This window comes from Pseudomonas azotoformans (assembly GCF_001579805.1).
Classification (GTDB): domain Bacteria; phylum Pseudomonadota; class Gammaproteobacteria; order Pseudomonadales; family Pseudomonadaceae; genus Aquipseudomonas; species Aquipseudomonas azotoformans_A.
In genome coordinates this window covers 767497-793021 of the sequence record NZ_CP014546.1, presented here as the reverse complement: position 1 = coordinate 793021, position 25525 = coordinate 767497, and the positions used below count along the sequence as shown (strand labels likewise).

Sequence of the window (25525 nt, the reverse complement as noted above, 5' to 3'; positions counted from 1 at the left end):
ACAGTGGAGCTAGTAGATGGCAACTATCAACCAGCTGGTACGTCAGCCGCGTAAGCGTATCGTCGAGAAATCCGACGTACCTGCGCTGCAGAACTGCCCGCAACGTCGTGGCGTATGCACCCGTGTGTATACCACCACGCCGAAAAAACCTAACTCGGCACTGCGTAAAGTATGCCGTGTGCGCCTGACCAACGGTTTCGAGGTTTCCTCGTACATCGGTGGTGAAGGTCACAACCTGCAAGAGCACAGCGTGGTACTAATCCGCGGCGGTCGTGTAAAAGACTTGCCAGGTGTTCGTTACCACACCGTACGCGGCTCCTTGGATACTTCCGGCGTTAAAGGTCGTAACCAGGGTCGTTCGAAGTACGGTACCAAGAAGCCTAAGTAGTAGCGGCTTTTTGTAAAACTGAATCATCTTATTTTCTGAGTCGATAAGAGTAAGGTCGGAGGCGTCCCGCAAGGGCACCGATTCCGAACGAACCTGAAGACCGTTTGAGGGCTTATCCATGCCAAGAAGACGCGTAGCAGCCAAGCGCGAAGTGCTTGACGATCCAAAATACGGAAGCCAGATCCTGGCCAAGTTCATGAACCACGTGATGGAAAGCGGCAAGAAAGCCGTTGCCGAGCGTATCGTTTATGGCGCGCTGGAAAAGGTTAAAGAACGCAAGAACAGCGACCCCCTGGAAATCTTCGAGAAAGCTCTCGACGCCATCGCTCCGCTGGTCGAAGTGAAGTCGCGCCGTGTAGGCGGTGCTACTTACCAGGTTCCGGTTGAAGTTCGTCCGTCCCGTCGTAACGCTCTGGCAATGCGCTGGTTGGTAGACTTCGCCCGTAAGCGCGGCGAGAAGTCTATGGCTCTGCGTTTGGCCGGCGAGCTGTTGGACGCTGCTGAAGGTAAAGGTGCTGCTGTTAAGAAGCGTGAAGACGTGCACCGTATGGCTGAAGCTAACAAAGCTTTCTCGCACTACCGCTTCTAATCTTAGCTTCACTAATTTTGCGAGGGCTTTATGGCTCGTACTACTCCGATTAGCCGCTACCGTAACATCGGTATTGTTGCTCACGTGGATGCTGGTAAAACCACCACCACCGAGCGCGTACTGTTTTACACCGGCAAAAGTCACAAAATGGGCGAGGTGCATGACGGCGCCGCGACCACAGACTGGATGGTTCAGGAGCAGGAGCGTGGTATTACCATTACTTCTGCTGCTATTACCGCCTTCTGGAAAGGTTCCGAGAAGCAGTACAAAGACGAGCACCGTTTTAACGTAATCGATACCCCAGGCCACGTAGACTTCACCATCGAAGTTGAGCGTTCCCTGCGCGTACTCGACGGCGCCGTCGTTGTGTTCTGCGGTACCTCGGGTGTTGAGCCTCAGTCGGAAACCGTATGGCGTCAAGCCAACAAGTACGGCGTTCCACGTCTTGTTTATGTAAACAAGATGGACCGTGCTGGTGCCAACTTCCTGCGCGTGATCGGTCAGATCAAGCAGCGTCTGGGTCACACCCCGGTGCCAATCCAATTGGCTATCGGTTCCGAAGACAACTTCCAGGGTCAGATCGATCTGATCAACATGGAAGCTGTTTACTGGAATGATTCCGACAAAGGTATGGTTCCTGTTCGTAAGCCTATCCCTGCAGAACTGCAGGAGCTGGCTGACGAGTGGCGCAACAACATGGTTGAGGCTGCTGCCGAAGCCAACGAAGAGCTGATGAACAAGTACCTCGAAGGTGAAGAACTCACCAACGTGGAAATCAAGGCTGCTCTGCGTCAGCGTACTATCGCTGGCGAGATCGTCTTGGCTGTTTGCGGTTCCTCCTTCAAGAACAAGGGTGTTCCCCTGGTTCTCGACGCCGTTATCGACTACCTGCCGGCTCCAACCGACATTCCTGCTATCAAGGGTACCAACCCTGATAACGAGGAAGAAGAAATGGAGCGTCACGCCGATGATAGCGAGCCGTTCTCGGCTCTGGCGTTCAAGATCGCAACCGACCCATTCGTGGGTACTTTGACCTTCGTCCGCGTTTACTCGGGCGTGTTGGCCTCCGGCGACGGCGTGATCAACTCGGTTAAAGGCAAGAAAGAGCGCGTGGGTCGTATGGTGCAAATGCACGCAAACGCCCGTGAAGAGATCAAGGAAGTACGCGCTGGTGACATCGCGGCCCTGATCGGCATGAAGGACGTCACCACGGGTGAGACTTTGTGCGACGCTGCCAAGCCAATCATCCTGGTTCGCATGGACTTCCCGGAGCCGGTTATTTCGGTTGCCGTAGAGCCTAAGACCAAGGATGACCAGGAAAAAATGGGTATCGCTCTGGGCAAGCTTGCTCAGGAAGATCCATCTTTCCGCGTCAAGACTGATGAAGAGACTGGTCAAACGATCATCTCCGGCATGGGCGAGCTGCACCTGGACATCCTGGTTGACCGGATGCGCCGTGAGTTCAACGTCGAAGCCAACATCGGTAAGCCTCAGGTTTCCTATCGTGAGCGCATCACGAAGAATTGCGAAATCGAAGGCAAGTTCGTTCGTCAGTCCGGCGGTCGTGGTCAGTTCGGTCACTGCTGGATCCGTTTTGCTCCTGCTGACGAAGGTCAGGAAGGTCTGCAATTCGTGAACGAAGTAGTTGGTGGTGTGGTTCCTAAGGAATACATCCCGGCTATCCAGAAGGGCATCGAAGAGCAGATGAAGAACGGTGTTGTTGCCGGCTATCCGCTGATCGGCCTGAAAGCAACCGTTTTTGACGGTTCTTACCACGACGTCGACTCCAACGAGATGGCGTTTAAGGTGGCTGCCTCCATGGCAACCAAGCAACTGGCCCAGAAGGGCGGTGGTGAGTTGCTTGAGCCGATCATGGCGGTAGAAGTTGTTACACCTGAAGACTATATGGGTGATGTCATGGGCGACCTTAACCGTCGTCGCGGCATGATCTTGGGTATGGAAGACACGGTTTCCGGCAAAGTGATTCGCGCCGAGGTTCCGTTGGGTGAGATGTTCGGTTATGCGACCGACGTTCGCTCCATGTCCCAGGGTCGCGCAAGCTACTCTATGGAATTCAAAAAATACAACACAGCTCCGGCGCACATCGCTGAAACTGTATCCAAAAAACAAGGCTGATTCAGTCCTTTAGGCAAGGAGTTAATTGTCGTGGCTAAAGAAAAATTTGATCGTTCCCTACCGCACGTCAACGTTGGCACCATCGGTCACGTTGACCACGGTAAAACCACTCTGACTGCTGCTCTGACTCGCGTTTGCTCCGAAGTTTTCGGTTCCGCAATCGTTGATTTCGATAAAATCGACAGCGCACCAGAAGAAAAAGCTCGTGGTATCACCATCAACACCGCGCACGTTGAATACAACTCGCTGATCCGTCACTACGCTCACGTTGACTGCCCAGGTCACGCTGACTATGTGAAGAACATGATCACCGGTGCTGCCCAGATGGACGGCGCAATCCTGGTTTGCTCGGCCGCTGATGGTCCGATGCCACAAACCCGTGAGCACATCCTGCTGTCTCGTCAGGTAGGCGTTCCGTACATCGTGGTTTACCTGAACAAGGCTGACCTGGTAGACGACGCTGAGCTGCTGGAACTGGTTGAGATGGAAGTGCGCGATCTGCTGAGCACTTACGACTTCCCAGGCGACGACACTCCGATCATCATCGGTTCTGCTCGTATGGCTCTGGAAGGCAAAGACGACAACGAAATGGGCACCACGTCCGTTCGTAAACTGGTTGAGACTCTGGACAGCTACATCCCAGATCCAGTCCGTGTTATCGACAAGCCGTTCCTGATGCCAATCGAAGACGTATTCTCGATCTCCGGTCGCGGTACTGTTGTAACTGGTCGTATCGAGCGCGGTATCGTTAAGGTTCAAGATCCACTGGAAATCGTTGGTCTGCGTGACACTACCGTCACCACCTGCACCGGTGTTGAAATGTTCCGTAAACTGCTCGACGAAGGTCGTGCTGGCGAGAACTGCGGCGTTCTGCTGCGTGGTACCAAGCGTGACGACGTTGAGCGTGGCCAGGTTCTGGTTAAGCCGGGTTCGGTTAAGCCGCACACCAAGTTCGAAGCTGAAGTGTACGTGCTGAGCAAAGAAGAAGGCGGTCGTCACACTCCGTTCTTCAAAGGCTACCGTCCACAGTTCTACTTCCGTACTACCGACGTAACTGGTAACTGCGAACTGCCGGAAGGCGTAGAAATGGTAATGCCAGGCGACAACATCAAAATGGTTGTCACCCTGATCAAAACCATCGCTATGGAAGACGGTCTGCGTTTCGCAATCCGTGAAGGCGGCCGTACCGTTGGTGCTGGCGTTGTAGCTAAAATCATCGAGTAATTATCTCTTCTGAGATAGCTCTGATGTTTTGAAAGGCCCCCGCTCAGCGGGGGCCTTTTTTATTGGGTTGACACCTATCAGGGCCGTCTATAGAATTGCGCCTCCTTTTAACGGGCGTATTGCGCTCGCTGGGAATAGCAGCCGGAGTCTGAAATCCAATGCAAAATCAGCAAATCCGTATCAGGTTGAAGGCTTTTGACCATCGCCTGATCGACCAATCCACCCAGGAAATCGTGGAAACCGCGAAACGTACTGGTGCTCAAGTGCGTGGTCCAATTCCACTGCCTACCCGTAAAGAGCGGTTCACCGTTCTGGTCTCCCCGCACGTCAACAAAGACGCGCGTGACCAGTACGAGATCCGTACTCATAAGCGCGTACTGGACATCGTCCAGCCAACGGATAAAACCGTTGATGCACTTATGAAGCTTGATCTGGCGGCCGGTGTGGAAGTACAGATCAGCCTCGGCTAAGACTTGGGTCTTAGTCGTGTAACGCTCTGAAATGGGCGGCCATAGCGGGTGAAAGCCCCGTACACTCATGAGGTTTACAACATGACTATTGGTGTAGTCGGTCGTAAATGCGGTATGACCCGTATTTTCACCGAAGAAGGTGTCTCCATTCCGGTCACGGTCATTGAGATCGAACCGAATCGCGTCACCCAGTTCAAAACTGAAGAGACCGATGGCTATCGTGCAGTGCAAGTCACTGTCGGCGAGCGTCGTGCTTCGCGCGTGACTGCTGCTCAAGCAGGTCACTTCGCTAAAGCAAACGTTGCAGCTGGTCGCACTGTTATGGAGTTCCGTCTCGAAGACGGCGACTACCAGGCTGGCGATCTGATCAACGCTGAAATCTTCGCTGCTGGTCAACTGGTTGATGTAACCGGTCAGTCCAAAGGTAAAGGCTTCCAGGGTACGATCAAGCGTTGGAATTTCCGTGGCCAAGACAACACTCACGGTAACTCCGTTTCCCACCGCGTCCCGGGCTCTATTGGCCAGTGCCAGACTCCTGGTCGTGTATTCAAGGGCAAAAAAATGTCCGGTCATATGGGCGCTGAGCGCGTGACCGTGCAGTCCCTCGAAGTAGTGCGCGTCGACGCTGAACGCAATCTGTTGTTGGTCAAGGGTGCTGTTCCTGGCGCTACTGGCGGCAACCTGGTTGTACGTCCGGCGGCCAAGGCTCGCGGTTAAGGGGAAGCTGACATGCAATTAAATGTAAATGACGCTCAAGCGATCGAAGTTTCCGAACTGACGTTTGGCGGCGAGTTCAACGAGACGCTGGTTCACCAAGCAGTCGTGGCCTACATGGCCGGCGGCCGTCAAGGTAGCAAGCAGCAAAAGACCCGTTCCGACGTTCGTGGTGGCGGTAAGCGCCCTTGGCGTCAGAAAGGTACTGGCCGTGCTCGTGCCGGTACTATCCGTAGCCCAATCTGGCGTGGCGGTGGTACCACTTTCGCAGCTCGTCCACAGGATCACTCGCAGAAGCTCAACAAGAAGATGTACCGCGCAGCTCTGCGCTCCATCCTTGCTGAACTCGTGCGTACTGACCGTCTGGTCGTGGTTCAGGACTTCGCTGTTGAAAGCCCGAAAACCAAAGATCTGCTGGGCAAACTGAACAACATGAGCCTGACCGATGTTTTGATCGTGTCTGAAGCTGTTGATCAGAACCTGTACCTGGCTGCTCGCAACCTGCCACACGTTGATGTACGTGACGTGCAAGGTTCCGATCCAGTTAGTCTGATCGCATACGACAAGGTGTTGATCACCGTGTCGGCCGTGAAGAAATTCGAGGAGCTGCTGGGATGAACCAGGAACGCGTATTTAAAGTTCTGCTTGGCCCGCACGTTTCCGAAAAGGCTACGGTTCTGGCTGACAAGAAAGGCCAGTTCGTTTTCAAGGTTGCAACTGACGCAACCAAGCTGGAAATCAAGAAGGCCGTCGAAAGCCTGTTCAGCGTGAAAGTAGAGCGTGTTACTACCCTGAATGTTCTGGGTAAGAGCAAGCGCACTGCTCGCGGTCTGGGCAAGCGTAATGACTGGAAGAAGGCAGTTATCTCCCTTCAGCCAGGCCAAGATCTCGATTTCAGCAGCAGTGCTGAGTAAGGAAGGGGTGCATCATGGCAATCGTTAAATGCAAACCGACTTCCCCTGGCCGCCGTTTTGTGGTCAAGGTGGTCAACCAGGAGCTGCATAAAGGCGCTCCTCACGCACCGCTGCTCGAGAAAAAATCGAAGTCTGGTGGTCGTAACAACAATGGTCGTATTACCACTCGTCACATCGGTGGTGGCCATAAGCAGCATTATCGTCTGGTCGATTTCCGTCGCAACGACAAAGATGGCATCGCTGCCACTGTCGAGCGTATCGAATACGATCCAAACCGTACTGCTCACATCGCTCTGCTGCTGTACGCAGATGGCGAGCGTCGCTACATCATCGCCCCTAAAGGCGTGAGCGCTGGCGACCAGCTGATCGCAGGTGCTCTGGCACCGATCAAGCCGGGCAACGCTCTGCAACTGCGCAACATTCCAGTTGGTAGCACCGTACACGGCATCGAATTGAAGCCAGGTAAAGGCGCGCAAATCGCTCGTTCCGCTGGTGCTTCGGCTCAGCTGATCGCTCGTGAAGGTGTCTACGTGACCCTGCGTCTGCGTTCTGGTGAGATGCGTAAAGTGCTGGCTGAATGCCGCGCGACCCTGGGCGAAGTCTCGAACTCCGAGCACAGCCTGCGTTCGCTGGGTAAAGCTGGTGCCAAACGCTGGCGTGGCGTTCGCCCAACCGTTCGTGGTGTTGCCATGAACCCGGTTGACCACCCACACGGTGGTGGTGAAGGTCGTACCTCTGGTGGTCGTCATCCGGTATCGCCATGGGGCTTCCCGACTAAGGGCGCGAAGACTCGTGGTAATAAGCGTACCGACAAAATGATCGTCCGTCGTCGCAAGTAAATAGAGGGATACGACAGTGCCACGTTCTCTGAAAAAAGGTCCTTTTATTGATCTTCACCTACTGAAGAAGATCGAAGTGGCGGCGGAAAAGAACGATCGCAAACCAGTTAAGACCTGGTCGCGTCGTTCGATGATCCTGCCACAAATGGTCGGTCTGACCATCGCTGTACACAACGGTCGCTTGCACGTCCCAGTTCTCGTGAACGAAGACATGGTCGGCCACAAACTAGGCGAGTTTGCCGGTACCCGCACTTATCGTGGGCACGTGGCAGACAAGAAAGCCAAGCGTTAAGGGGTTAGGAAATGGAAGTAGCCGCTAAGTTGTCGGGCGCTCGAATCTCCGCCCAGAAAGCCCGCTTGGTCGCCGACCAGATCCGCGGGAAGAAGGTGGGCGAAGCGCTCAACCTGTTGGCTTTCAGCAGTAAGAAAGCCGCCGAGATCATGAAGAAAGTGCTGGAGTCGGCCGTAGCCAACGCCGAGCATAACGAAGGCGCAGACGTTGATGACCTGAAGGTCAGCACCGTTTTCGTCAACGAAGGGCGTTCGCTGAAGCGCATCATGCCACGTGCCAAAGGCCGTGCTGATCGCATCGTCAAGCGGTCTTGCCATATCACTGTCAAGGTTGCTGACAAGTAACGGAGTCGAAGAGATGGGTCAGAAAGTACATCCCATTGGCATTCGCCTGGGAATCGTCAAGGAGCACACCTCCGTCTGGTACGCAGACGGTCGGACTTATGCGGACTATTTGTTCGCTGATCTGAAGGTGCGTGAGTATCTCCAAGACAAACTAAAAAGCGCGTCCGTAAGCCGTATCGATATCCATCGTCCGGCCCAAACTGCACGTATCACCATCCACACCGCTCGTCCAGGTATCGTTATCGGGAAGAAAGGTGAAGATGTTGAGAAACTGCGTCAGGACCTGACCAAGCAAATGGGTGTGCCTGTGCACATCAATATCGAAGAGATCCGCAAGCCGGAGCTCGACGGTATGCTGGTTGCGCAGAGCGTAGCTCAGCAGCTGGAGCGTCGCGTTATGTTCCGTCGCGCTATGAAGCGCGCTGTACAGAACGCCATGCGCATTGGTGCCAAAGGCATCAAAATCCAAGTGAGCGGTCGTCTCGGCGGTGCTGAAATCGCACGTACTGAATGGTATCGCGAAGGTCGTGTGCCACTGCACACCCTGCGTGCCGACATCGACTATGCCAACTACGAAGCTCACACCACTTACGGTGTGATCGGTGTAAAGGTTTGGATCTTCAAAGGCGAAGTAATTGGTGGTCGCCAAGAAGAACTGAAACCACAAGCACCAGCGCCTCGTAAAAAAGCTGCTAAGTAAGGGGTACGCCAAATGTTGCAACCTAAGCGTACGAAGTTCCGCAAGCAGATGACAGGCCACAACCGTGGTCTGGCTCAGCGCGGTAGCAAAGTCAGCTTCGGCGAGTTCGCGCTGAAGTCTGTAGCTCGTGGTCGTCTCACCGCTCGTCAGATCGAGTCAGCGCGTCGTGCTCTGACCCGTCACGTTAAACGTGGCGGCAAGATCTGGATCCGTGTATTCCCGGACAAGCCGATCTCCAAAAAACCTCTCGAGGTTCGTATGGGTAAAGGTAAGGGTAACGTGGAATACTGGGTAGCCCAGATTCAGCCAGGCAAAGTCCTGTATGAAATCGAGGGTGTTTCTGAAGAGCTGGCGCGTGAGGCTTTCGCCCTGGCTGCTGCAAAGCTGCCGCTCGCCACCTCCTTTGTTAAACGGACGGTGATGTGATGAAAGCGAATGAACTTCGTGAAAAATCCGCACAGCAGCTGAACGAGCAACTGCTCGGGCCTGCTGCGCGACCAGTTCAATCTGCGTATGCAGAAAGCAACTGGCCAGTTGGGGCAGTCTCATCTGCTCTCGCAAGTTAAGCGTGACATCGCTCGCGTGAAGACTGTGCTCAACCAGCAGGCAGGTAAGTGATCATGGCTGAAGCCGAAAAGACTGTCCGTACGCTGACTGGCCGTGTTGTCAGCGACAAGATGGACAAAACCATCACCGTTCTGATCGAGCGTCGCGTTAAGCACCCGATCTACGGTAAATATGTTAAGCGTTCGACTAAGCTGCACGCGCACGACGAAACCAATCAGTGCCACATCGGCGACAAAGTCACTATTCGTGAAACTCGTCCGCTGGCCAAGACCAAGTCTTGGGCACTGGTTGATGTTCTCGAACGCGCTGTGGAAGTCTAAGGACTAGGGGTCGGAGAAATTATATGATTCAGACTCAATCCATGCTCGATGTGGCCGATAACAGCGGCGCTCGCCGTGTTATGTGCATCAAGGTGCTGGGTGGCTCCCATCGTCGTTACGCTGGTATCGGTGACATCATCAAAGTTACCGTCAAGGAAGCAATTCCTCGCGGTAAAGTGAAAAAAGGCCAAGTGATGACTGCTGTTGTAGTCCGCACTCGTCACGGCGTACGTCGTGCTGATGGCTCCATTATCCGCTTTGATGGCAACGCTGCTGTTCTTCTGAACAACAAGCAAGAGCCGATCGGCACCCGTATCTTTGGGCCAGTGACCCGTGAACTTCGTACTGAGAAGTTCATGAAGATCGTCTCGCTCGCCCCAGAAGTGCTGTAAGGAGATCCGACATGCAAAAGATTCGTCGTGACGACGAGATCATCGTGATCGCCGGCAAAGACAAAGGTAAGCGCGGTAAGGTGCTTAAGGTTCTCGCTAATAACCGTCTGGTTATCGGTGGTCTGAACCTGGTCAAGCGTCATACCAAGCCTAACCCGATGTCGGGCGTGCAGGGCGGTATCGTCGAGAAAGAAGCTCCGCTGGACGCTTCTAACGTCGCCATCTTCAACGGCGAAACCAACAAGGCTGACCGCGTTGGTTTCAAAGTAGAAGACGGTAAGAAAATTCGTGTCTTCAAGTCGACCCAAAAAGCGGTTGATGCTTGAACACTGCTAGGTAGATTAGACCATGGCACGACTACAAGAGATTTACCGGAAGGAAATCGCCCCTAAGCTTAAGGAAGAACTTAAGCTTGGGAACGTGATGGAAGTTCCGCGCGTTACCAAAATCACCCTGAACATGGGTCTGGGCGAAGCGATCGGCGACAAAAAAGTCATCGAGCACGCTGTTGCTGACCTGGAAAAGATCACCGGCCAGAAAGTCGTTGTGACCTACGCTCGGAAATCCATCGCTGGCTTTAAAGTCCGTGAAGGTTGGCCGATCGGCGTCAAAGTGACCCTGCGCCGTGAGCGTATGTACGAATTCCTGGATCGTCTGCTGTCGATCTCCCTGCCTCGGGTCCGCGACTTCCGCGGCCTGAATGCCAAGTCCTTCGATGGTCGTGGTAACTACAGCATGGGCGTGAAAGAGCAGATCATCTTCCCGGAAATCGACTACGACAAGATCGATGCTCTCCGCGGTCTGGACATCACCCTGACCACCACTGCCAAGAACGATGATGAAGGTCGCGCCCTGTTGCGTGCTTTCAAATTCCCGTTCCGCAACTGATTGGAGTAGGACCATGGCCAAGATGAGCATGAAAAACCGCGAGCTGAAGCGTCAGCTCACGGTTGCCAAGTACGCCAAGAAGCGTGCAGCACTGAAAGCAATCATCGTTGATCTGAACGCAAGTCCAGAAGCGCGTTGGGAAGCTACAGTAGCTCTGCAGAAGCAGCCACGTGACGCAAGCGCTTCGCGCATGCGTAACCGCTGCCGCCTGACTGGTCGTCCACACGGCGTTTACCGCAAGTTCGGCCTCGGCCGTAATAAACTGCGTGAAGCGGCAATGCGTGGTGACGTACCAGGTCTGGTTAAAGCCAGCTGGTAAGTACTTTCAGCGTCCAGGTGGCCAATATCGCAAGATACTGACCACCGGTGACCTTGAATCTGGAACAAGCCCCTTTTGGGGCTTGTTTCATTTCCGGAGTGTGTCTAAAATACGCGGCTCGCCTGAGCCCGTGTTTTTTACCCGGAGATTCTCGGCGACATATGTAGCCGCAAGGCTAATTTTTTTGTATTAGGAGCGTCTAGCCCATGAGTATGCAGGACCCGTTAGCGGACATGCTAACTCGTATCCGTAATGCCCAGATGGCTGAAAAGTCCGTCGTAAGCATGCCATCTTCCAAGTTGAAGGTAGCTGTTGCCAAAGTCCTGAAAGACGAAGGCTACATTGCGGGTTATCAGATCAGCAGCGATGTAAAAGCACTGCTGTCCATCGAGCTGAAGTACTTCGAAGGCCGTTCGGTCATCGAGGAAGTGAAGCGCGTTAGCCGTCCAGGCCTGCGTCAGTACAAGTCCGCTGAAGATCTGCCGAAAGTTCGTGGCGGTCTGGGCGTGTCTATCGTCTCCACCAACAAAGGTGTGATGACGGATCGTGCTGCGCGCGCTGCCGGTGTCGGCGGCGAAGTTCTTTGCACTGTGTTCTAAGGGGGGATAAGCATGTCTCGCGTCGCTAAGAACCCCGTTAAGCTGCCAGCCGGTGTCGAAGTCAAATTCGCAGGCCAACAGCTTTCGGTGAAGGGTGCCAAGGGCACTCTTGAACTGAACATCCATTCGTCCGTTGAGATCGTTGAAGAAGCTGGTGAGCTGCGTTTCGCTGCTCGCAATGGCGATCAACAAACTCGCGCAATGGCCGGTACCACGCGTGCGTTGGTAAACAACATGGTCCAAGGCGTAAGCCAAGGCTTCGAGCGTAAGCTCCAGCTGGTCGGTGTTGGTTACAAAGCGCAAGCAAAAGGCACGGTTTTGAACCTGGCCCTTGGCTTCTCGCACCCTGTGGATTACGAACTGCCAGCGGGCATCACTGCTGAGACCCCTAGCCAGACCGATATCCTGATCAAGGGCATCGATAAGCAGCTGGTAGGTCAAGTGGCCGCTGAGATCCGCGACTTCCGTCCACCAGAGCCGTACAAAGGCAAAGGTGTGCGCTACGCGGACGAAGTCGTCCGTCGTAAAGAAGCCAAGAAGAAGTAGGGCATAGCAAATGACCGACAAAAAAGTTACTCGACTGCGTCGCGCTCGCAAAGCACGCCTGAAAATGCACGAACTCGAAGTCGTGCGTCTCTGCGTGTTCCGCTCGTCGCAGCACATCTACGCCCAGGTCATCTCGGCCGACGGCAACAAAGTCCTGGCAAGCGCCTCGACTTTGGATAAAGAACTGCGTGATGGTGCCACTGGCAACATCGACGCGGCCACAAAGGTTGGCCAGCTGGTCGCTACGCGTGCTAAGGCCGCTGGCGTCTCGCAAGTGGCTTTCGACCGCTCTGGCTTCAAGTACCACGGTCGCGTGAAAGCGCTGGCTGATGCTGCTCGTGAAGCTGGGCTGGAGTTCTAAGTTATGTCAAATAACGACCAAAAGCGCGACGAAGGCTACATTGAGAAGCTGGTTCAAGTTAACCGCGTAGCCAAAACCGTTAAAGGCGGCCGTATCTTCACCTTCACCGCGTTGACCGTGGTAGGTGATGGTAAAGGCCGTGTTGGCTTCGGCCGTGGCAAGTCACGTGAAGTGCCTGCTGCGATCCAGAAGGCAATGGAAGCTGCTCGTCGCAACATGATCCAAGTTGATCTGAACGGCACCACGCTGCAGTACGCAATGAAGTCCGCCCATGGCGCTTCGAAGGTGTACATGCAGCCTGCTTCTGAAGGTACCGGTATCATCGCTGGCGGCGCTATGCGTGCTGTCCTCGAAGTTGCTGGCGTTCAGAACGTTCTGGCCAAGTGCTACGGCTCGACTAACCCGGTAAACGTGGTTCACGCCACTTTCAAAGGTTTGAAAGCTATGCAATCTCCTGAGTCCATCGCTGCCAAGCGTGGTCTGACTGTCAAGGAGATCTTCTGATCATGGCTACCGTTAAAGTAACGCTGATCAAAAGCATGACCGGCCGCATCCCTAACCACAAACTGTGTGTTAAAGGTCTGGGTCTGCGTCGCATCGGTCACACTGTAGAAGTCCTGGATACTCCCGAGAATCGCGGGATGATCAACAAGGCTTACTACATGCTGCGTGTAGAGGGTTAATCGATGAAACTCAATGATCTGAGTCCAGCGCCGGGTTCCCGTCGCGAAAAGCATCGTCCGGGCCGTGGTATCGGTAGCGGTTTGGGTAAGACTGGTGGCCGTGGCCACAAAGGTCAAACCTCCCGCTCCGGTGGCACCATCGCTCCAGGCTTTGAAGGCGGTCAACAGCCGCTGCATCGTCGCCTGCCTAAGTTCGGTTTCGTATCCCTGAAAGCCATGGACCGCGCAGAAGTGCGTCTGTCCGAGCTGGCTAAAGTGGAAGGCGACATCGTTACTGTGCAGACCCTGAAAGATGCCAACGTGATCAACGTCAACGTACAGCGTGTGAAAATCATGCTGTCCGGTGAAGTGACTCGCGCTGTCACTATCGGCAAGGGAATCGGCGCCACCAAAGGTGCGCGTTCGGCTATCGAAGCAGCTGGCGGCAAGTTCGAGGAATAAATGGCTAAGCAAGGTGCTCTCTCAGCGCTCGGCAAAGGCGGTATGTCTGAACTTTGGGCTCGTCTGCGTTTTCTGTTCCTGGCGATTATCGTCTACCGAATAGGCGCACACATCCCGGTTCCAGGTATCAACCCGGACCGACTCGCAGACCTGTTTCGACAGAATGAGGGGACCATTCTTAGCTTGTTCAACATGTTTTCCGGCGGCGCGCTGGAACGGATGAGCATCTTTGCACTGGGGATCATGCCGTACATTTCGGCATCGATCATCATGCAACTGATGACCGCCGTCAGCCCGCAGCTGGAGCAGTTGAAGAAGGAAGGTGAAGCTGGCCGTCGCAAGATTAGCCAGTACACCCGCTACGGCACTGTCGTCCTCGCCCTCGTCCAAGCTATCGGCATGTCCGTTGGCCTGGCTGGGCAGGGCGTTGCGTTCACTGGTGACTTTGGCTTCCATTTCGTCGCGGTATCCACATTTGTGGCTGGTGCGATGTTCATGATGTGGCTGGGTGAGCAGATTACTGAACGTGGTGTTGGTAACGGTATCTCGATGTTGATTTTCGCAGGTATCGTCGCCGGTCTTCCGAGAGCGATTGGGCAGTCTTTCGAGTCTGCACGTCAGGGTGATATCAACATTTTCGCCTTGGTTGCCATCGGTTTGCTGGCAGTAGCGATTATCGGTTTTGTGGTGTTCATTGAGCGTGGTCAGCGTCGTATTGCTGTTCACTACGCCAAGCGTCAGCAGGGCCGTAAGGTCTTTGCTGCGCAGACCAGCCACTTGCCGCTGAAAGTGAATATGGCCGGTGTTATTCCGGCAATTTTCGCGAGCAGCATTTTGCTGTTTCCGGCTTCGTTGGGTACCTGGTTTGGTCAGTCCGAAAATATGGGCTGGCTGCAGGACCTCTCTCAGTCGATCGCTCCTGGTCAGCCGTTGAATATTCTGCTGTTTAGTGCAGGGATTATTTTCTTCTGCTTCTTCTATACGGCGTTGATGTTCAATCCGAAAGACGTAGCGGAAAACCTGAAGAAGTCCGGTGCCTTTATTCCGGGCATCCGTCCAGGTGAGCAGTCTGCACGCTACATTGATGGCGTTCTGACTCGTTTGACCCTGTTCGGTGCTCTATATATGACGGCCGTGTGCTTGTTGCCCCAGTTCCTGGTGGTTGCAGCAAACGTTCCGTTCTACCTTGGCGGGACCTCGTTGCTGATCGTGGTCGTGGTTGTGATGGACTTCATGTCCCAAGTACAATCGCACCTCGTTTCGCACCAGTACGAATCCCTGATGAAGAAAGCCAACCTGAAGGGCTACGGCAGCGGCATGTTGCGCTGAGTACCCCATAAGGTTCGAGGAGTTGGTGATGAAAGTTCGTGCATCGGTGAAAAAGCTGTGCCGTAACTGCAAGATTATTCGCCGCGAAGGTGTTGTTCGAGTAATTTGCAGCGCGGAACCGCGTCACAAACAGCGCCAAGGCTGAGTGTGATCCGCTTGAAGCCCGGCAGCTAGTGCGCTGCCGGGTTGATTATTTGTTATTACAGCGATATTATCTCGCGCCCTATTTCTTGGCTTCCGGGGCGTAGGTAGCTGTCAATTGGAGTCCCACTGAATGGCCCGTATTGCAGGCGTTAACATTCCAGATAACAAGCACACTGTTATCTCGCTGACCTACATCTATGGTGTTGGTCGCACTACTGCGCAGAAAATTTGCGCAGTTGCTGGGGTAAACCCAGCCGCTAAGATCAAGGATCTGAGCGACGAGCAGATTGAACAGCTGCGTGGCGAAGTGGCGAAGTTCACCACTGAAGGTGACCTGCGTCGCGAAATCAACATGAAAATCAAGCGTTTGATGGACCTCGGTTGCTATCGCGGTCTGCGTCATCGTCGTGGTCTTCCAGTACGCGGTCAGCGTACCAAGACTAACGCGCGTACCCGTAAAGGTCCGCGTAAGCCGATCCGCAAGTAATCGCCCCAGCGAATCGACAGGAAAATTATCATGGCAAAACCTGCTGCTCGTCCTCGTAAAAAAGTTAAAAAGACAGTGGTTGATGGCATCGCCCACATCCATGCTTCTTTTAACAACACAATCGTGACCATCACCGACCGTCAAGGTAACGCGCTTTCTTGGGCTACCTCCGGTGGTTCGGGTTTCCGCGGTTCCCGCAAGTCCACCCCGTTTGCTGCTCAAGTAGCTGCTGAACGTGCTGGTCAAGCTGCGCTGGAATACGGCCTGAAAAACCTCGACGTTAACGTCAAGGGTCCAGGTCCAGGTCGTGAGTCTGCTGTCCGTGCTTTGAACGGCTGTGGCTATAAGATCGCCAGCATCACCGACGTGACGCCAATCCCGCACAACGGGTGCCGTCCGCCGAAGAAGCGCCGCGTGTAATCCAGGAGATTGTAAAGAATGGCTCGTTACATTGGTCCAAAATGCAAACTCGCTCGTCGCGAAGGCACCGATCTCTTCCTGAAGAGCGGCGTGCGCGCGATCGAATCGAAGTGCAACATTGAAGCAGCACCTGGTATCCACGGCCAACGCCGCGGTCGCCAGTCCGATTACGGCACCCAACTGCGTGAAAAGCAGAAGGTCCGTCGTATCTACGGCGTTCTCGAGCGTCAGTTCAGCGGCTACTACAAAGAAGCTGCTGGCAAGAAAGGTGCAACCGGTGAAAACCTGCTGCAACTGCTCGAATGCCGTCTGGACAACGTTGTATACCGTATGGGCTTTGGTTCGACTCGTGCCGAATCCCGTCAGCTGGTATCGCACAAGTCGATCAGCGTTAACGGTCAGACCGTAAACGTTCCGTCCTACCAGGTTCGTGCTGGTGACGTGGTCGCAGTTCGCGAGAAAGCAAAAAACCAACTTCGCATTGTCCAAGCTCTCGATCTGTGTGCCCAACGTGGCCGCGTAGAATGGGTAGAAGTAGACACTGAGAAGAAGTCGGGCGTTTTCAAGAACGTTCCTGCTCGCAGTGATCTGTCCGCCGACATCAACGAAAGCCTGATTGTCGAGCTCTACTCCAAGTAAGGGCTAGAAAATAGGTGCATCCATGCAGATTTCGGTAAATGAGTTCCTGACACCCCGCCACATTGATGTGCAGGTTGTCAGTCCAACCCGCGCCAAAATTACTCTCGAGCCTCTCGAGCGTGGTTTTGGCCACACCCTGGGCAACGCGCTGCGCCGCATCCTGTTGTCCTCAATGCCCGGCTGTGCAGTAGTCGAGGCCGAGATTGACGGTGTGCTCCACGAGTACAGCGCCATCGAAGGTGTACAGGAAGACGTAATTGAAATCCTGTTGAACCTTAAAGGTCTGGCTATCAAGCTGCACGGCCGTGACGAAGTTACGCTGACCTTGTCGAAGAAGGGTTCGGGGGTGGTTACCGCTGCCGATATTCAGCTGGATCATGATGTCGAGATCGTTAACCCCGATCACGTAATCGCTAACCTGGCGTCTAACGGCGCCCTGAACATGAAGCTCACCGTAGCTCGTGGTCGTGGTTATGAACCGGCCGACTCGCGTCAGAGCGATGAAGACGAAAGCCGCAGCATTGGTCGCTTGCAGCTTGACTCTTCGTTCAGCCCGGTTCGCCGTATCGCATACGTGGTGGAAAACGCCCGTGTCGAACAGCGTACTAACCTGGACAAGCTGGTTATTGATCTGGAAACCAACGGTACTCTGGATCCTGAAGAGGCTATCCGCCGCGCTGCAACCATTCTGCAACAGCAGTTGGCTGCGTTCGTCGACCTCAAAGGTGACAGCGAACCAGTGGTAATCGAGCAGGAAGACGAGATCGATCCGATCCTGCTTCGCCCGGTTGACGATCTGGAACTGACTGTACGTTCGGCTAACTGCCTTAAGGCGGAAAACATTTACTACATCGGCGACCTGATTCAGCGTACCGAAGTAGAACTGTTGAAGACTCCGAACCTGGGCAAGAAATCCTTGACTGAAATCAAGGACGTTCTGGCCTCCCGCGGTCTGTCCCTCGGCATGCGCCTCGACAACTGGCCGCCTGCAAGTCTTAAGAAGGACGACAAGGCGACTGCCTGATCGTCGTAATCACCGAACGTGAGTTTGGTAAGGAATGAACCATGCGTCATCGTAAAAGTGGTCGTCACCTGAGCCGTACCAGCTCGCACCGCAAGGCCATGTTTCAAAACATGGCGGTGTCGCTGTTCGAGCACGAGCTGATCAAAACTACACTGCCGAAAGCTAAAGAACTGCGTCGCGTTGCTGAGCCGCTGATCACTTTGGCCAAGACAGACAGCCTGGCTAACCGCCGTCTGGCTTTCGACCGTACTCGTTCGAAAGCTATCGTTGGTAAGCTCTTCAACGACCTGGGCAAGCGTTACGCTACCCGTGAGGGTGGCTACCTGCGCATCCTCAAGTGCGGTTTCCGCGCTGGCGACAACGCGCCTATGGCGTACGTCGAGTTGGTTGATCGTGCTACTGCCGGTGAAGCTGTAAGCGCCGAGTAAGACGACAAGCTGTAACGAAGAACCGGGCCTAGTGCCCGGTTTTTTGTGCCCGTAGTAAAAGCGTGTTCGATACAAGCTTCCAAAGATTGTGCTTGGCACTATGGGGGTTGGAGTGTTCGGTAGAAAATATCTATTGATGCCTACAATTTAATGAATTTGTAGACGTCATATTGATGATCAATACTCCTCCCAAGCCGATTAGCCGGCAAGTTCCAAGTCCGACCTGAGGGAAATTGAGCATGAGCCAGAATAAAATCCTTACCACCGCCAGCGGCGCCCCCGTTGCGGACAACCAGAATTCACGTTCCGCCGGCCCACGCGGCCCGTTGCTGCTCGACGATTTTCATCTGATCGAGAAGCTCGCTCACTTCAACCGTGAAAATATCCCTGAGCGCCGTGTGCACGCCAAGGGTTCGGGTGCCTACGGCACTTTCACGGTCACCCAAGACATTACGCAGTACACCAGCGCCAAGCTGTTCGAGTCGGTGGGCAAGCAAACCCCTACCTTCCTGCGTTTTTCCACCGTAGGCGGCGAGCGTGGTTCGGCTGATACCGAGCGCGACCCACGCGGTTTCGCCTTGAAGTTCTACACCGAAGAAGGCAACTGGGACATCGTGGGTAACAACACACCGGTGTTCTTCATTCGCGATCCTTTGAAGTTCCCGGACTTCATCCACACTCAGAAGCGCTTGCCGCAAAGCAACCTGAAAAGCGCACAAATGATGTGGGATTTCTGGTCGCACTCCCCAGAGGCGCTGCATCAGGTCACCATCCTGTTTTCGGACCGTGGTATCCCTGATGGCTACCGTCACATGCACGGCTTCGGCAGTCATACCTACAGCCTGATCAGCGCCAAAGGCGAGCGTCACTGGGTCAAGTGGCACTACAAGACCAAGCAGGGCATCAAGAACCTCGCGCCGGCTGAAGCTGCTCGCTTGGCCGGTACTGACCCTGATTACGCCCAGCGTGATCTGTTTGGCGCGATCGAGCGAGGTGACTTCCCGAAATGGCGCGTCTGCATCCAGATCATGACCGAGGCCCAGGCCAACGCTCATTACGAGAACCCGTTCGACGTGACCAAAACCTGGTCGCAGAAGGAGTTCCCGCTGATCGAAGTCGGCGAGTTGGAACTGAATCGTAACCCGCAGAACTACTTTGCTGAAGTCGAGCAAGCTGCCTTTGGCCCAAGCAACATGGTTCCAGGCGTCGGCCTGTCGCCAGACCGCATGCTTCAAGGTCGTGTGTTCGCTTACGCCGATGCCCACCGCTATCGCGTTGGCACCAATCACCAGCAACTGCCGGTGAATGCGCCGCGTAACCAGGTGAATAGCTACCAGCGTGATGGTTCGATGGCCTTTGGCAGCAACGGTGGCGCGGCGCCTAACTACGAGCCAAACAGTTACGCCGATGCGCCGAAGCAAGCACCTCAGTATGCGGAGCCTGCATTGGCCCTGAGTGGCGCGGCTGACCGTTACGATCACCGTGAAGACACCGATTACTACAGCCACGCCGGTGCGCTGTTCCGCCTGATGAACGATGAGCAGAAAGCTTTGCTCACCAACAACATCGCCGGCGCGATGGGTGGCGTTTCCAGTGATGTGGTTCAACGTCAACTGCAGCACTTCTACAAGGCCGATCCGGCTTATGGAGAAGCAATCGCAAAGGCGCTGGGTGTATCGCTTAACTGACTCTAAACGATAAGCAGAACCGCCCTCATTTGGGCGGTTTTTGCGTTATTTCAGCTACTTTTCTCCGAAAAACATCACTTTTCTGCCGTTGGTCCCGTGACCTTCAAGTCATCATGGTTCAAACTACAGACTTTCAAGCAGGGAGATGTAGGGCGATGCAAGGTCACCCCGACGTAATCGATTACCTCAACACGTTGCTGACGGGCGAACTGGCTGCTCGTGACCAATATTTCATCCATTCGCGCATGTACGAAGACTGGGGCTTTACCGAGCTCTACGAACGTATCAACCACGAGATGGAAGAAGAGGCACAGCACGCCGACGCACTGATGCGCCGTATCCTCATGCTCGAAGGCACGCCGCGTATGCGTCCGGATGACCTGGATGTGGGCACCACAGTCCCTGACATGCTCGCTGCCGACCTGCGCCTCGAGTACAAGGTCCGTGCCGCGCTCTGCAAGGGCATTGAGCTCTGTGAGCAGCACAGCGACTTCGTCACCCGTGAAATCCTGCGGGTGCAGTTGAACGACACAGAAGAAGATCACACCTACTGGCTGGAAAAGCAGTTGGGCCTGATCAAGCTGATTGGTCTGGAAAACTACCTGCAATCGCAGTTCTGATTCCCGGCTACAAAAAAGCCCCTGTCACCGTAAAGTGACAGGGGCTTTTCATTGGGCCCGAAAAAGTCAGGCCCGGTCGCGTTCCAGCAATGGTTTCAAGTAGTAACCGGTGTGCGACTGCGGCATTTCGGAAACCTGCTCCGGCGTGCCCACGGCAATGATCTGGCCACCTTTGGATCCGCCTTCCGGCCCAAGGTCCACCAGCCAATCGGCCGTCTTGATCACATCAAGGTTGTGCTCGATCACCACCACGGTGTTGCCGTGGTCGCGCAGGCGGTGCAGCACGTCCAATAGCTGCTGAATATCCGCGAAGTGCAGGCCGGTGGTCGGCTCATCGAGGATATACAGGGTCTTGCCCGTATCGCGCTTGGACAGCTCGCGAGACAACTTCACCCGCTGCGCCTCACCCCCCGACAGCGTAGTCGCTGACTGGCCCAGTTTGATGTAGGACAAGCCCACGTCCATCAGTGTTTGCAGCTTGCGCGCCAACGCCGGGACCGCGTCGAAGAACACCCGTGCTTCCTCGATGGTCATCTCCAGGGTTTCGTGGATGCTCTTGCCCTTGTATTTGATCTCCAGGGTTTCGCGGTTGTAGCGCTTGCTCTTGCACACATCGCACGGCACGTAGATGTCCGGGAGAAAGTGCATTTCAACCTTGATCAAGCCATCGCCCTGGCACGCTTCACAGCGCCCGCCCTTGACGTTGAACGAGAACCTGCCTGGCCCGTAACCCCGTGAGCGGGATTCCGGAACACCCGCAAACAGCTCGCGAATAGGCGTAAACAAACCGGTGTAGGTCGCCGGGTTGGATCGTGGCGTCCGGCCAATCGGGCTCTGGTCGATATCGACCACCTTATCCAGATGTTCCAGGCCCTTGATGCTGTCGTGCGCCGCGGCTTCCAAGGTGGTCGCGCCGTTCAGGGCGGTGGCACTCAAGGGGAACAGCGTGTTGTTGATCAGCGTCGATTTCCCCGAGCCGGAAACACCCGTCACACAGGTCAGCAAGCCCAGTGGGATTTCCAGGTCGACATTGCGCAAGTTGTTACCGCGTGCGCCCTTGAGGTGCAGTGCCAGCTTCTTGTTACGCGGTGTGCGTTTGGCCGGCACCTCGATCTTCACACGGCCAGATAAGTACTTACCGGTCAGCGAATCCGGGTGCGCCATGACTTCAGCCGGCGTGCCTTCAGCGACAATGTGCCCGCCATGCACGCCGGCGCCCGGGCCGATATCGACCACATAATCCGCCAGGCGGATTGCATCTTCATCGTGTTCGACCACGATAACCGTGTTGCCGATGTCCCGTAGGTGTTTCAACGTGCCTAGCAGGCGATCATTGTCGCGCTGGTGTAAGCCAATCGACGGCTCATCGAGGATGTACAACACACCCACAAGACCCGCACCAATCTGGCTGGCCAGGCGAATCCGCTGGGCTTCACCGCCGGACAATGTATCGGCACTGCGATCCAACGACAGATAGTCCAGGCCCACGTTGACCAGGAACTGCAATCGCTCGCGAATTTCCTTGAGAATCTTGTCGGCGATCTCCCCACGGCGCCCGGTCAGCTTGAGCACACCAAAGTACTCGCAGGCATCCCCGATCGGCAGGTTGGTCACCGCCGGCAAGGTCTTCTCGCCCACCCACACATGCCGCGCCTCACGACGCAGGCGAGTGCCGCGGCAATCCGGGCAAGGCTGGGTGCTGAGGAATTTCGCCAGCTCTTCACGCACGCTGGCCGATTCGGTCTCGCGGTAGCGGCGCTCCAGGTTTGGCACAATGCCCTCGAACGGGTGGGAGCGCTTGACGATGTCGCCACGGTCGTTCAGGTATTTGAAGTCGACGTTTTGCGAACCGCTGCCGTGCAGGATGACCTTCTGCTGATCCGCCGGCAGTTGGTTGAACGGCACTTCCAGGCTGAACTTGTAGTGCGACGCCAACGACCCGAGCATCTGGAAGTAGTAGACGTTGCGCCGGTCCCAGCCGCGTATCGCCCCCTCCGCCAGCGTCAGGTCACCGTTGACCAGGCGCTTGATGTCGAAGAACTGCTTCACGCCCAGGCCATCGCAAGTCGGGCAGGCGCCGGCCGGGTTGTTGAAGGAAAACAGCTTGGGTTCCAGTTCGCTGATGGCATGGCCGCAGATCGGGCAGGCAAAGCGCGCGGAGAAGATGATCTCTTCGCCCGGCTCGTCGTCCATCGGCGCCACCAAGGCGATGCCGTCGGCCAGCTTCAACGCCGTTTCGAAGGATTCCGCCAGGCGTTGTTGCAGGTCGGCGCGCACCTTGAAGCGGTCGACGACCACGTCAATCGAGTGCTTCTTCTGTTTGTCGAGCTTCGGCGCTTCGTCCAGCTCATAGAGCTTGCCGTTGATGCGCGCGCGCACAAAACCCTGAGCCCGCAGCTCTTCGAAGACGGAAAGGTGTTCACCCTTGCGCTCGCGGATCACCGGCGCCAGCAGCATCAGCTTGGCCCCTTCCGGCTGGGCCAGCACCAGGTCGACCATCTGGCTGACGGTCTGGGCTTCCAGGGGAATGTCGTGGTCCGGGCAACGCGGAATACCCACGCGTGCGTACAGCAGGCGCAGGTAATCGTAGATTTCGGTAATTGTGCCCACGGTGGAGCGCGGGTTATGGGAGGTCGACTTCTGCTCGATGGAGATTGCCGGCGACAGGCCTTCAATGGTGTCGACGTCGGGTTTTTCCATCATCGACAGGAACTGGCGGGCATAGGCCGACAGCGACTCCACATAGCGACGCTGGCCTTCGGCATACAGCGTGTCGAACGCCAGGGACGATTTGCCGGACCCGGACAAGCCGGTGATGACGATCAGTTTGTCCCGGGGCAGGGTCAGGTCGATGTTCTTCAGGTTGTGGGTTCTAGCCCCACGAATCAGGATCTTGTCCAAGATGGCCTCGCACGGCGGGCGTAAATAATGCCGGAGTATACGGCTAAAGACTGGATGAATATACACTGTCAAAAGGCCGCTTGCAGCCTTAGATGAAAGCTGCGCGGCAAACCGCCGCATATACCCTCTCAATCGATGGGACTGGTAGAATCGCCGCCGGTTCACACGAGGTTTTTCCATGCACGATCCCCACAGCGAACGCATGAGTAGCGGCGAGACCCGAGCGGCAAGCGGTCTGGCCCTGGTGTTCGCCTTCCGTATGCTGGGCATGTTTATGGTGTTGCCGGTGTTGGCGACCTATGGAATGGATCTCGCAGGCGCGACCCCCGCATTGATTGGCCTGGCTATTGGTGCCTACGGCCTGACCCAGGCGATTTTCCAGATTCCCTTCGGGATCATTTCCGACCGTATTGGCCGCCGTCCGGTCATCTACCTTGGGCTGATCGTGTTCGCCCTCGGCAGTGTGCTCGCGGCTCAGTCCGATTCCATCTGGGGCGTGATTGCCGGACGTATCCTACAAGGCGCCGGCGCGATTTCCGCGGCGGTGATGGCCTTGCTGTCGGACCTGACCCGCGAACAACACCGCACCAAGGCCATGGCCATGATCGGCATGACTATCGGCCTGTCGTTTGCAGTGGCCATGGTGGTCGGTCCCTTGCTGACCCGTGCGTTCGGCTTGCATGGACTATTCCTCGCCACCGGCGGTATGGCGCTGTTCGGCATCGTGATCGTGGCCTTCATGGTGCCGCGCTCCACCGGCACATTGCAGCATCGCGAGTCGGGCGTCGCACGCAAGGCGCTCTTGCCGACGCTCAAGCATCCGGACCTGCTGCGCCTGGATTTAGGTATCTTCGTATTACACGCGATGCTGATGTGCAGCTTCGTCGCCTTGCCCCTGGCCTTGGTGGAAAAAGCCGGCCTGCCCAAGGAACAGCACTGGTGGGTCTACCTCACTGCGCTGTTGATTTCGTTCTTCGCCATGATCCCGTTCATCATCTATGGCGAGAAAAAACGCAAAATGAAACGAATCCTGCTCGGCGCCGTCACGACGCTGATGCTCACTGAGCTATTCTTCTGGCAGTTCGGCGACAGCCTGCGGGCGCTGGTAATCGGCACGGTGGTGTTTTTCACCGCGTTCAACCTGCTGGAGGCTTCATTGCCTTCGCTGATCAGTAAAGTTTCACCGGCCGGCGGCAAGGGCACGGCGATGGGGGTGTATTCCACCAGCCAGTTCCTCGGTTCTGCACTGGGCGGCATCATGGGGGGCTGGATGTTCCAGCATGGCGGTTTGTCGGTTGTCTTCCTCGGATGCGCCGGGCTGGCTGCACTTTGGCTGGCCTTTGCTGTTACCATGCGCGAACCTCCCTACGTCACAAGTCTGCGTTTGCCGCTATCGCCTGAGGCGATCCGCGAAAGCGGTCTGGTAGAGCGCCTCAAGGCAGTCGTAGGGGTAACAGATGCAGTCGTGGTCGCGGAAGAAGCGGCCATTTACATCAAATTGGACACCGAATTATTGGATCGCGCGACGCTCGAGCAACTGGTCAATCCAGTGCCGACAGCGCGCCCAGCCTAGGAGAACGTTATGGCCCGTGGGGTTAACAAAGTCATATTGGTCGGTACGTGCGGCCAGGATCCCGAAGTTCGCTACTTGCCTAACGGTAACGCCGTGACCAACCTGAGTCTGGCGACCAGCGAACAGTGGACCGACAAGCAGACTGGCCAGAAGGTCGAGAAAACCGAATGGCACCGCGTGTCGATGTTCGGCAAGGTGGCCGAGATCGCCGGTGAGTACCTGCGCAAAGGTTCGCAGGTCTACATCGAAGGCAAGCTGCAGACCCGCGAGTGGGAAAAAGACGGCATCAAGCGTTACACCACCGAAATCGTGGTCGACATGCAAGGCACCATGCAACTGCTGGGCGGTCGTCCACAGGGCGACCAACAGGGCCAGGGCGGCATGTCCAACTCGGCACCGCGTCCACAGCAGTCCCGTCCACAGCCAAGCCAGCAGCCACAACGTGAGTCGCGTCCAGCGCCACAACAGGCTGCTCCGCAACCGGCTGCGGATTTCGACAGCTTTGATGACGATATCCCGTTCTAGGATTTAAAATCCGGAACACGC

36 protein-coding genes and 1 pseudogene are annotated in these 25525 nt (G+C 55.6%); 36 read left to right on the top strand and 1 reads right to left on the bottom strand.

Translation table 11 applies throughout. The features are described from left to right. The first annotated feature begins 16 nt into the window (after nt 1–16). From rpsL to bfr, 34 genes and pseudogenes are all read left to right on the top strand, one after another. Nucleotides 17–388: a 30S ribosomal protein S12 gene (gene rpsL, locus AYR47_RS03780; protein ID WP_002555494.1), complete on the top strand. Its 372-nt coding sequence runs from the start codon at nt 17–19 to the stop codon at nt 386–388. Between the two features lie 118 nt (nt 389–506). After that, the gene (gene rpsG, locus AYR47_RS03775) at nt 507–977 is read left to right on the top strand and encodes a 30S ribosomal protein S7 (protein WP_002555493.1); all 471 of its coding nucleotides are present in this window, start codon (nt 507–509) and stop codon (nt 975–977) included. Nucleotides 978–1007: 30 nt separating this feature from the next. Next, the gene (fusA, locus tag AYR47_RS03770; RefSeq protein WP_033900034.1) at nt 1008–3113 is read left to right on the top strand and encodes an elongation factor G; all 2106 of its coding nucleotides are present in this window, start codon (nt 1008–1010) and stop codon (nt 3111–3113) included. A 30-nt stretch (nt 3114–3143) separates the two neighbouring features. Further along, a complete protein-coding gene (gene tuf / locus AYR47_RS03765; RefSeq protein WP_003176426.1) occupies nt 3144–4337 on the top strand; it encodes an elongation factor Tu in 1194 nt (397 codons plus the stop codon). A 158-nt stretch (nt 4338–4495) separates the two neighbouring features. After that, nucleotides 4496–4807, top strand: coding sequence for a 30S ribosomal protein S10 (gene rpsJ / locus AYR47_RS03760; protein WP_003186070.1), 312 nt, complete (start codon nt 4496–4498; stop codon nt 4805–4807). 81 nt (nt 4808–4888) lie between these two features. Next, entirely contained in the window at nt 4889–5524 is a 636-nt protein-coding gene (gene rplC / locus AYR47_RS03755) for a 50S ribosomal protein L3 (protein WP_003194649.1), read from the top strand. Nucleotides 5525–5536: 12 nt separating this feature from the next. Beyond that, nucleotides 5537–6139 carry a 50S ribosomal protein L4 gene (rplD, locus tag AYR47_RS03750; protein ID WP_003176424.1) on the top strand — a complete coding sequence of 201 codons (603 nt, stop codon included), beginning with the start codon at nt 5537–5539 and terminating at the stop codon, nt 6137–6139. Then, entirely contained in the window at nt 6136–6435 is a 300-nt protein-coding gene (gene rplW, locus AYR47_RS03745; protein WP_002555488.1) for a 50S ribosomal protein L23, read from the top strand. The genes rplD and rplW overlap by 4 nt, the downstream gene beginning before the upstream one ends. A 14-nt stretch (nt 6436–6449) precedes the next feature. Beyond that, nucleotides 6450–7274, top strand: coding sequence for a 50S ribosomal protein L2 (rplB, locus tag AYR47_RS03740; RefSeq protein ID WP_003186055.1), 825 nt, complete (start codon nt 6450–6452; stop codon nt 7272–7274). 16 nt (nt 7275–7290) lie between these two features. Beyond that, nucleotides 7291–7566: a 30S ribosomal protein S19 gene (gene rpsS / locus AYR47_RS03735; protein ID WP_003232420.1), complete on the top strand. Its 276-nt coding sequence runs from the start codon at nt 7291–7293 to the stop codon at nt 7564–7566. Nucleotides 7567–7577: 11 nt separating this feature from the next. Further along, on the top strand, nt 7578–7910 hold the full coding sequence (gene rplV, locus AYR47_RS03730) for a 50S ribosomal protein L22 (protein WP_003103908.1): 333 nt from the start codon (nt 7578–7580) through the stop codon (nt 7908–7910). Nucleotides 7911–7923: 13 nt separating this feature from the next. Continuing rightward, nucleotides 7924–8610 (top strand): 30S ribosomal protein S3, encoded by a 687-nt coding sequence (gene rpsC / locus AYR47_RS03725; RefSeq protein WP_003176422.1) that lies wholly within the window; start codon nt 7924–7926, stop codon nt 8608–8610. 12 nt (nt 8611–8622) lie between these two features. Beyond that, nucleotides 8623–9036 (top strand): 50S ribosomal protein L16, encoded by a 414-nt coding sequence (rplP, locus tag AYR47_RS03720; protein WP_003176421.1) that lies wholly within the window; start codon nt 8623–8625, stop codon nt 9034–9036. Continuing rightward, nucleotides 9036–9228, top strand: a pseudogene (gene rpmC / locus AYR47_RS31760) (50S ribosomal protein L29). The gene rplP and the pseudogene rpmC overlap by 1 nt, the downstream one beginning before the upstream one ends. Nucleotides 9229–9230: 2 nt before the next feature. Then, nucleotides 9231–9497, top strand: coding sequence for a 30S ribosomal protein S17 (gene rpsQ, locus AYR47_RS03715; protein WP_003176419.1), 267 nt, complete (start codon nt 9231–9233; stop codon nt 9495–9497). A 23-nt stretch (nt 9498–9520) separates the two neighbouring features. Then, nucleotides 9521–9889 carry a 50S ribosomal protein L14 gene (gene rplN, locus AYR47_RS03710; protein ID WP_002555479.1) on the top strand — a complete coding sequence of 123 codons (369 nt, stop codon included), beginning with the start codon at nt 9521–9523 and terminating at the stop codon, nt 9887–9889. Between the two features lie 11 nt (nt 9890–9900). Continuing rightward, nucleotides 9901–10215, top strand: coding sequence for a 50S ribosomal protein L24 (gene rplX / locus AYR47_RS03705; RefSeq protein ID WP_003176416.1), 315 nt, complete (start codon nt 9901–9903; stop codon nt 10213–10215). 22 nt (nt 10216–10237) lie between these two features. After that, nucleotides 10238–10777, top strand: a complete 540-nt coding sequence (gene rplE / locus AYR47_RS03700) for a 50S ribosomal protein L5 (protein ID WP_003194642.1) — start codon at nt 10238–10240, stop codon at nt 10775–10777. A gap of 13 nt (nt 10778–10790) precedes the next feature. Beyond that, nucleotides 10791–11096, top strand: a complete 306-nt coding sequence (gene rpsN, locus AYR47_RS03695; protein WP_003176414.1) for a 30S ribosomal protein S14 — start codon at nt 10791–10793, stop codon at nt 11094–11096. A gap of 206 nt (nt 11097–11302) precedes the next feature. Continuing rightward, nucleotides 11303–11695 (top strand): 30S ribosomal protein S8, encoded by a 393-nt coding sequence (gene rpsH / locus AYR47_RS03690; RefSeq protein ID WP_010206883.1) that lies wholly within the window; start codon nt 11303–11305, stop codon nt 11693–11695. Between the two features lie 12 nt (nt 11696–11707). Beyond that, the gene (gene rplF, locus AYR47_RS03685) at nt 11708–12241 is read left to right on the top strand and encodes a 50S ribosomal protein L6 (RefSeq protein ID WP_003194640.1); all 534 of its coding nucleotides are present in this window, start codon (nt 11708–11710) and stop codon (nt 12239–12241) included. A gap of 10 nt (nt 12242–12251) precedes the next feature. Next, a complete protein-coding gene (rplR, locus tag AYR47_RS03680; RefSeq protein ID WP_003186037.1) occupies nt 12252–12602 on the top strand; it encodes a 50S ribosomal protein L18 in 351 nt (116 codons plus the stop codon). Nucleotides 12603–12605: 3 nt separating this feature from the next. Beyond that, nucleotides 12606–13106 (top strand): 30S ribosomal protein S5, encoded by a 501-nt coding sequence (rpsE, locus tag AYR47_RS03675; RefSeq protein ID WP_003176409.1) that lies wholly within the window; start codon nt 12606–12608, stop codon nt 13104–13106. A 2-nt stretch (nt 13107–13108) separates the two neighbouring features. Next, nucleotides 13109–13285, top strand: a complete 177-nt coding sequence (rpmD, locus tag AYR47_RS03670; protein ID WP_003186033.1) for a 50S ribosomal protein L30 — start codon at nt 13109–13111, stop codon at nt 13283–13285. A 3-nt stretch (nt 13286–13288) separates the two neighbouring features. Next, nucleotides 13289–13726, top strand: a complete 438-nt coding sequence (rplO, locus tag AYR47_RS03665; protein WP_003176407.1) for a 50S ribosomal protein L15 — start codon at nt 13289–13291, stop codon at nt 13724–13726. After that, the gene (gene secY, locus AYR47_RS03660) at nt 13727–15055 is read left to right on the top strand and encodes a preprotein translocase subunit SecY (protein ID WP_003194637.1); all 1329 of its coding nucleotides are present in this window, start codon (nt 13727–13729) and stop codon (nt 15053–15055) included. A 28-nt stretch (nt 15056–15083) separates the two neighbouring features. Then, nucleotides 15084–15200, top strand: coding sequence for a 50S ribosomal protein L36 (gene rpmJ, locus AYR47_RS31755; RefSeq protein ID WP_002555468.1), 117 nt, complete (start codon nt 15084–15086; stop codon nt 15198–15200). Between the two features lie 129 nt (nt 15201–15329). Continuing rightward, nucleotides 15330–15686, top strand: coding sequence for a 30S ribosomal protein S13 (rpsM, locus tag AYR47_RS03655; RefSeq protein ID WP_003194635.1), 357 nt, complete (start codon nt 15330–15332; stop codon nt 15684–15686). 30 nt (nt 15687–15716) lie between these two features. Further along, complete coding sequence (rpsK, locus tag AYR47_RS03650) at nt 15717–16106, top strand: 30S ribosomal protein S11 (protein ID WP_002555466.1); 390 nt, start codon at nt 15717–15719, stop codon at nt 16104–16106. Nucleotides 16107–16124: 18 nt separating this feature from the next. Further along, on the top strand, nt 16125–16745 hold the full coding sequence (rpsD, locus tag AYR47_RS03645; RefSeq protein WP_003176404.1) for a 30S ribosomal protein S4: 621 nt from the start codon (nt 16125–16127) through the stop codon (nt 16743–16745). A gap of 22 nt (nt 16746–16767) precedes the next feature. Further along, the gene (locus tag AYR47_RS03640) at nt 16768–17769 is read left to right on the top strand and encodes a DNA-directed RNA polymerase subunit alpha (RefSeq protein WP_003176403.1); all 1002 of its coding nucleotides are present in this window, start codon (nt 16768–16770) and stop codon (nt 17767–17769) included. Between the two features lie 41 nt (nt 17770–17810). Beyond that, nucleotides 17811–18197: a 50S ribosomal protein L17 gene (rplQ, locus tag AYR47_RS03635; protein WP_003176402.1), complete on the top strand. Its 387-nt coding sequence runs from the start codon at nt 17811–17813 to the stop codon at nt 18195–18197. 239 nt (nt 18198–18436) lie between these two features. After that, the gene (locus tag AYR47_RS03630; protein WP_061434343.1) at nt 18437–19885 is read left to right on the top strand and encodes a catalase; all 1449 of its coding nucleotides are present in this window, start codon (nt 18437–18439) and stop codon (nt 19883–19885) included. 155 nt (nt 19886–20040) lie between these two features. Beyond that, complete coding sequence (bfr, locus tag AYR47_RS03625) at nt 20041–20505, top strand: bacterioferritin (RefSeq protein ID WP_033900044.1); 465 nt, start codon at nt 20041–20043, stop codon at nt 20503–20505. A gap of 66 nt (nt 20506–20571) precedes the next feature. On the opposite strand, the gene uvrA is transcribed toward bfr, so the two are convergent. After that, on the bottom strand, nt 20572–23406 hold the full coding sequence (gene uvrA, locus AYR47_RS03620) for an excinuclease ABC subunit UvrA (protein ID WP_033900046.1): 2835 nt from the start codon (nt 23404–23406) through the stop codon (nt 20572–20574). Between the two features lie 178 nt (nt 23407–23584). Between uvrA and AYR47_RS03615 the strand changes: the two genes are divergently transcribed. Beyond that, nucleotides 23585–24979, top strand: a complete 1395-nt coding sequence (locus AYR47_RS03615) for an MFS transporter (RefSeq protein WP_010206876.1) — start codon at nt 23585–23587, stop codon at nt 24977–24979. 9 nt (nt 24980–24988) lie between these two features. Then, nucleotides 24989–25504: a single-stranded DNA-binding protein gene (locus AYR47_RS03610; protein ID WP_017849542.1), complete on the top strand. Its 516-nt coding sequence runs from the start codon at nt 24989–24991 to the stop codon at nt 25502–25504. The last annotated feature ends 21 nt before the right edge of the window (nt 25505–25525 follow it).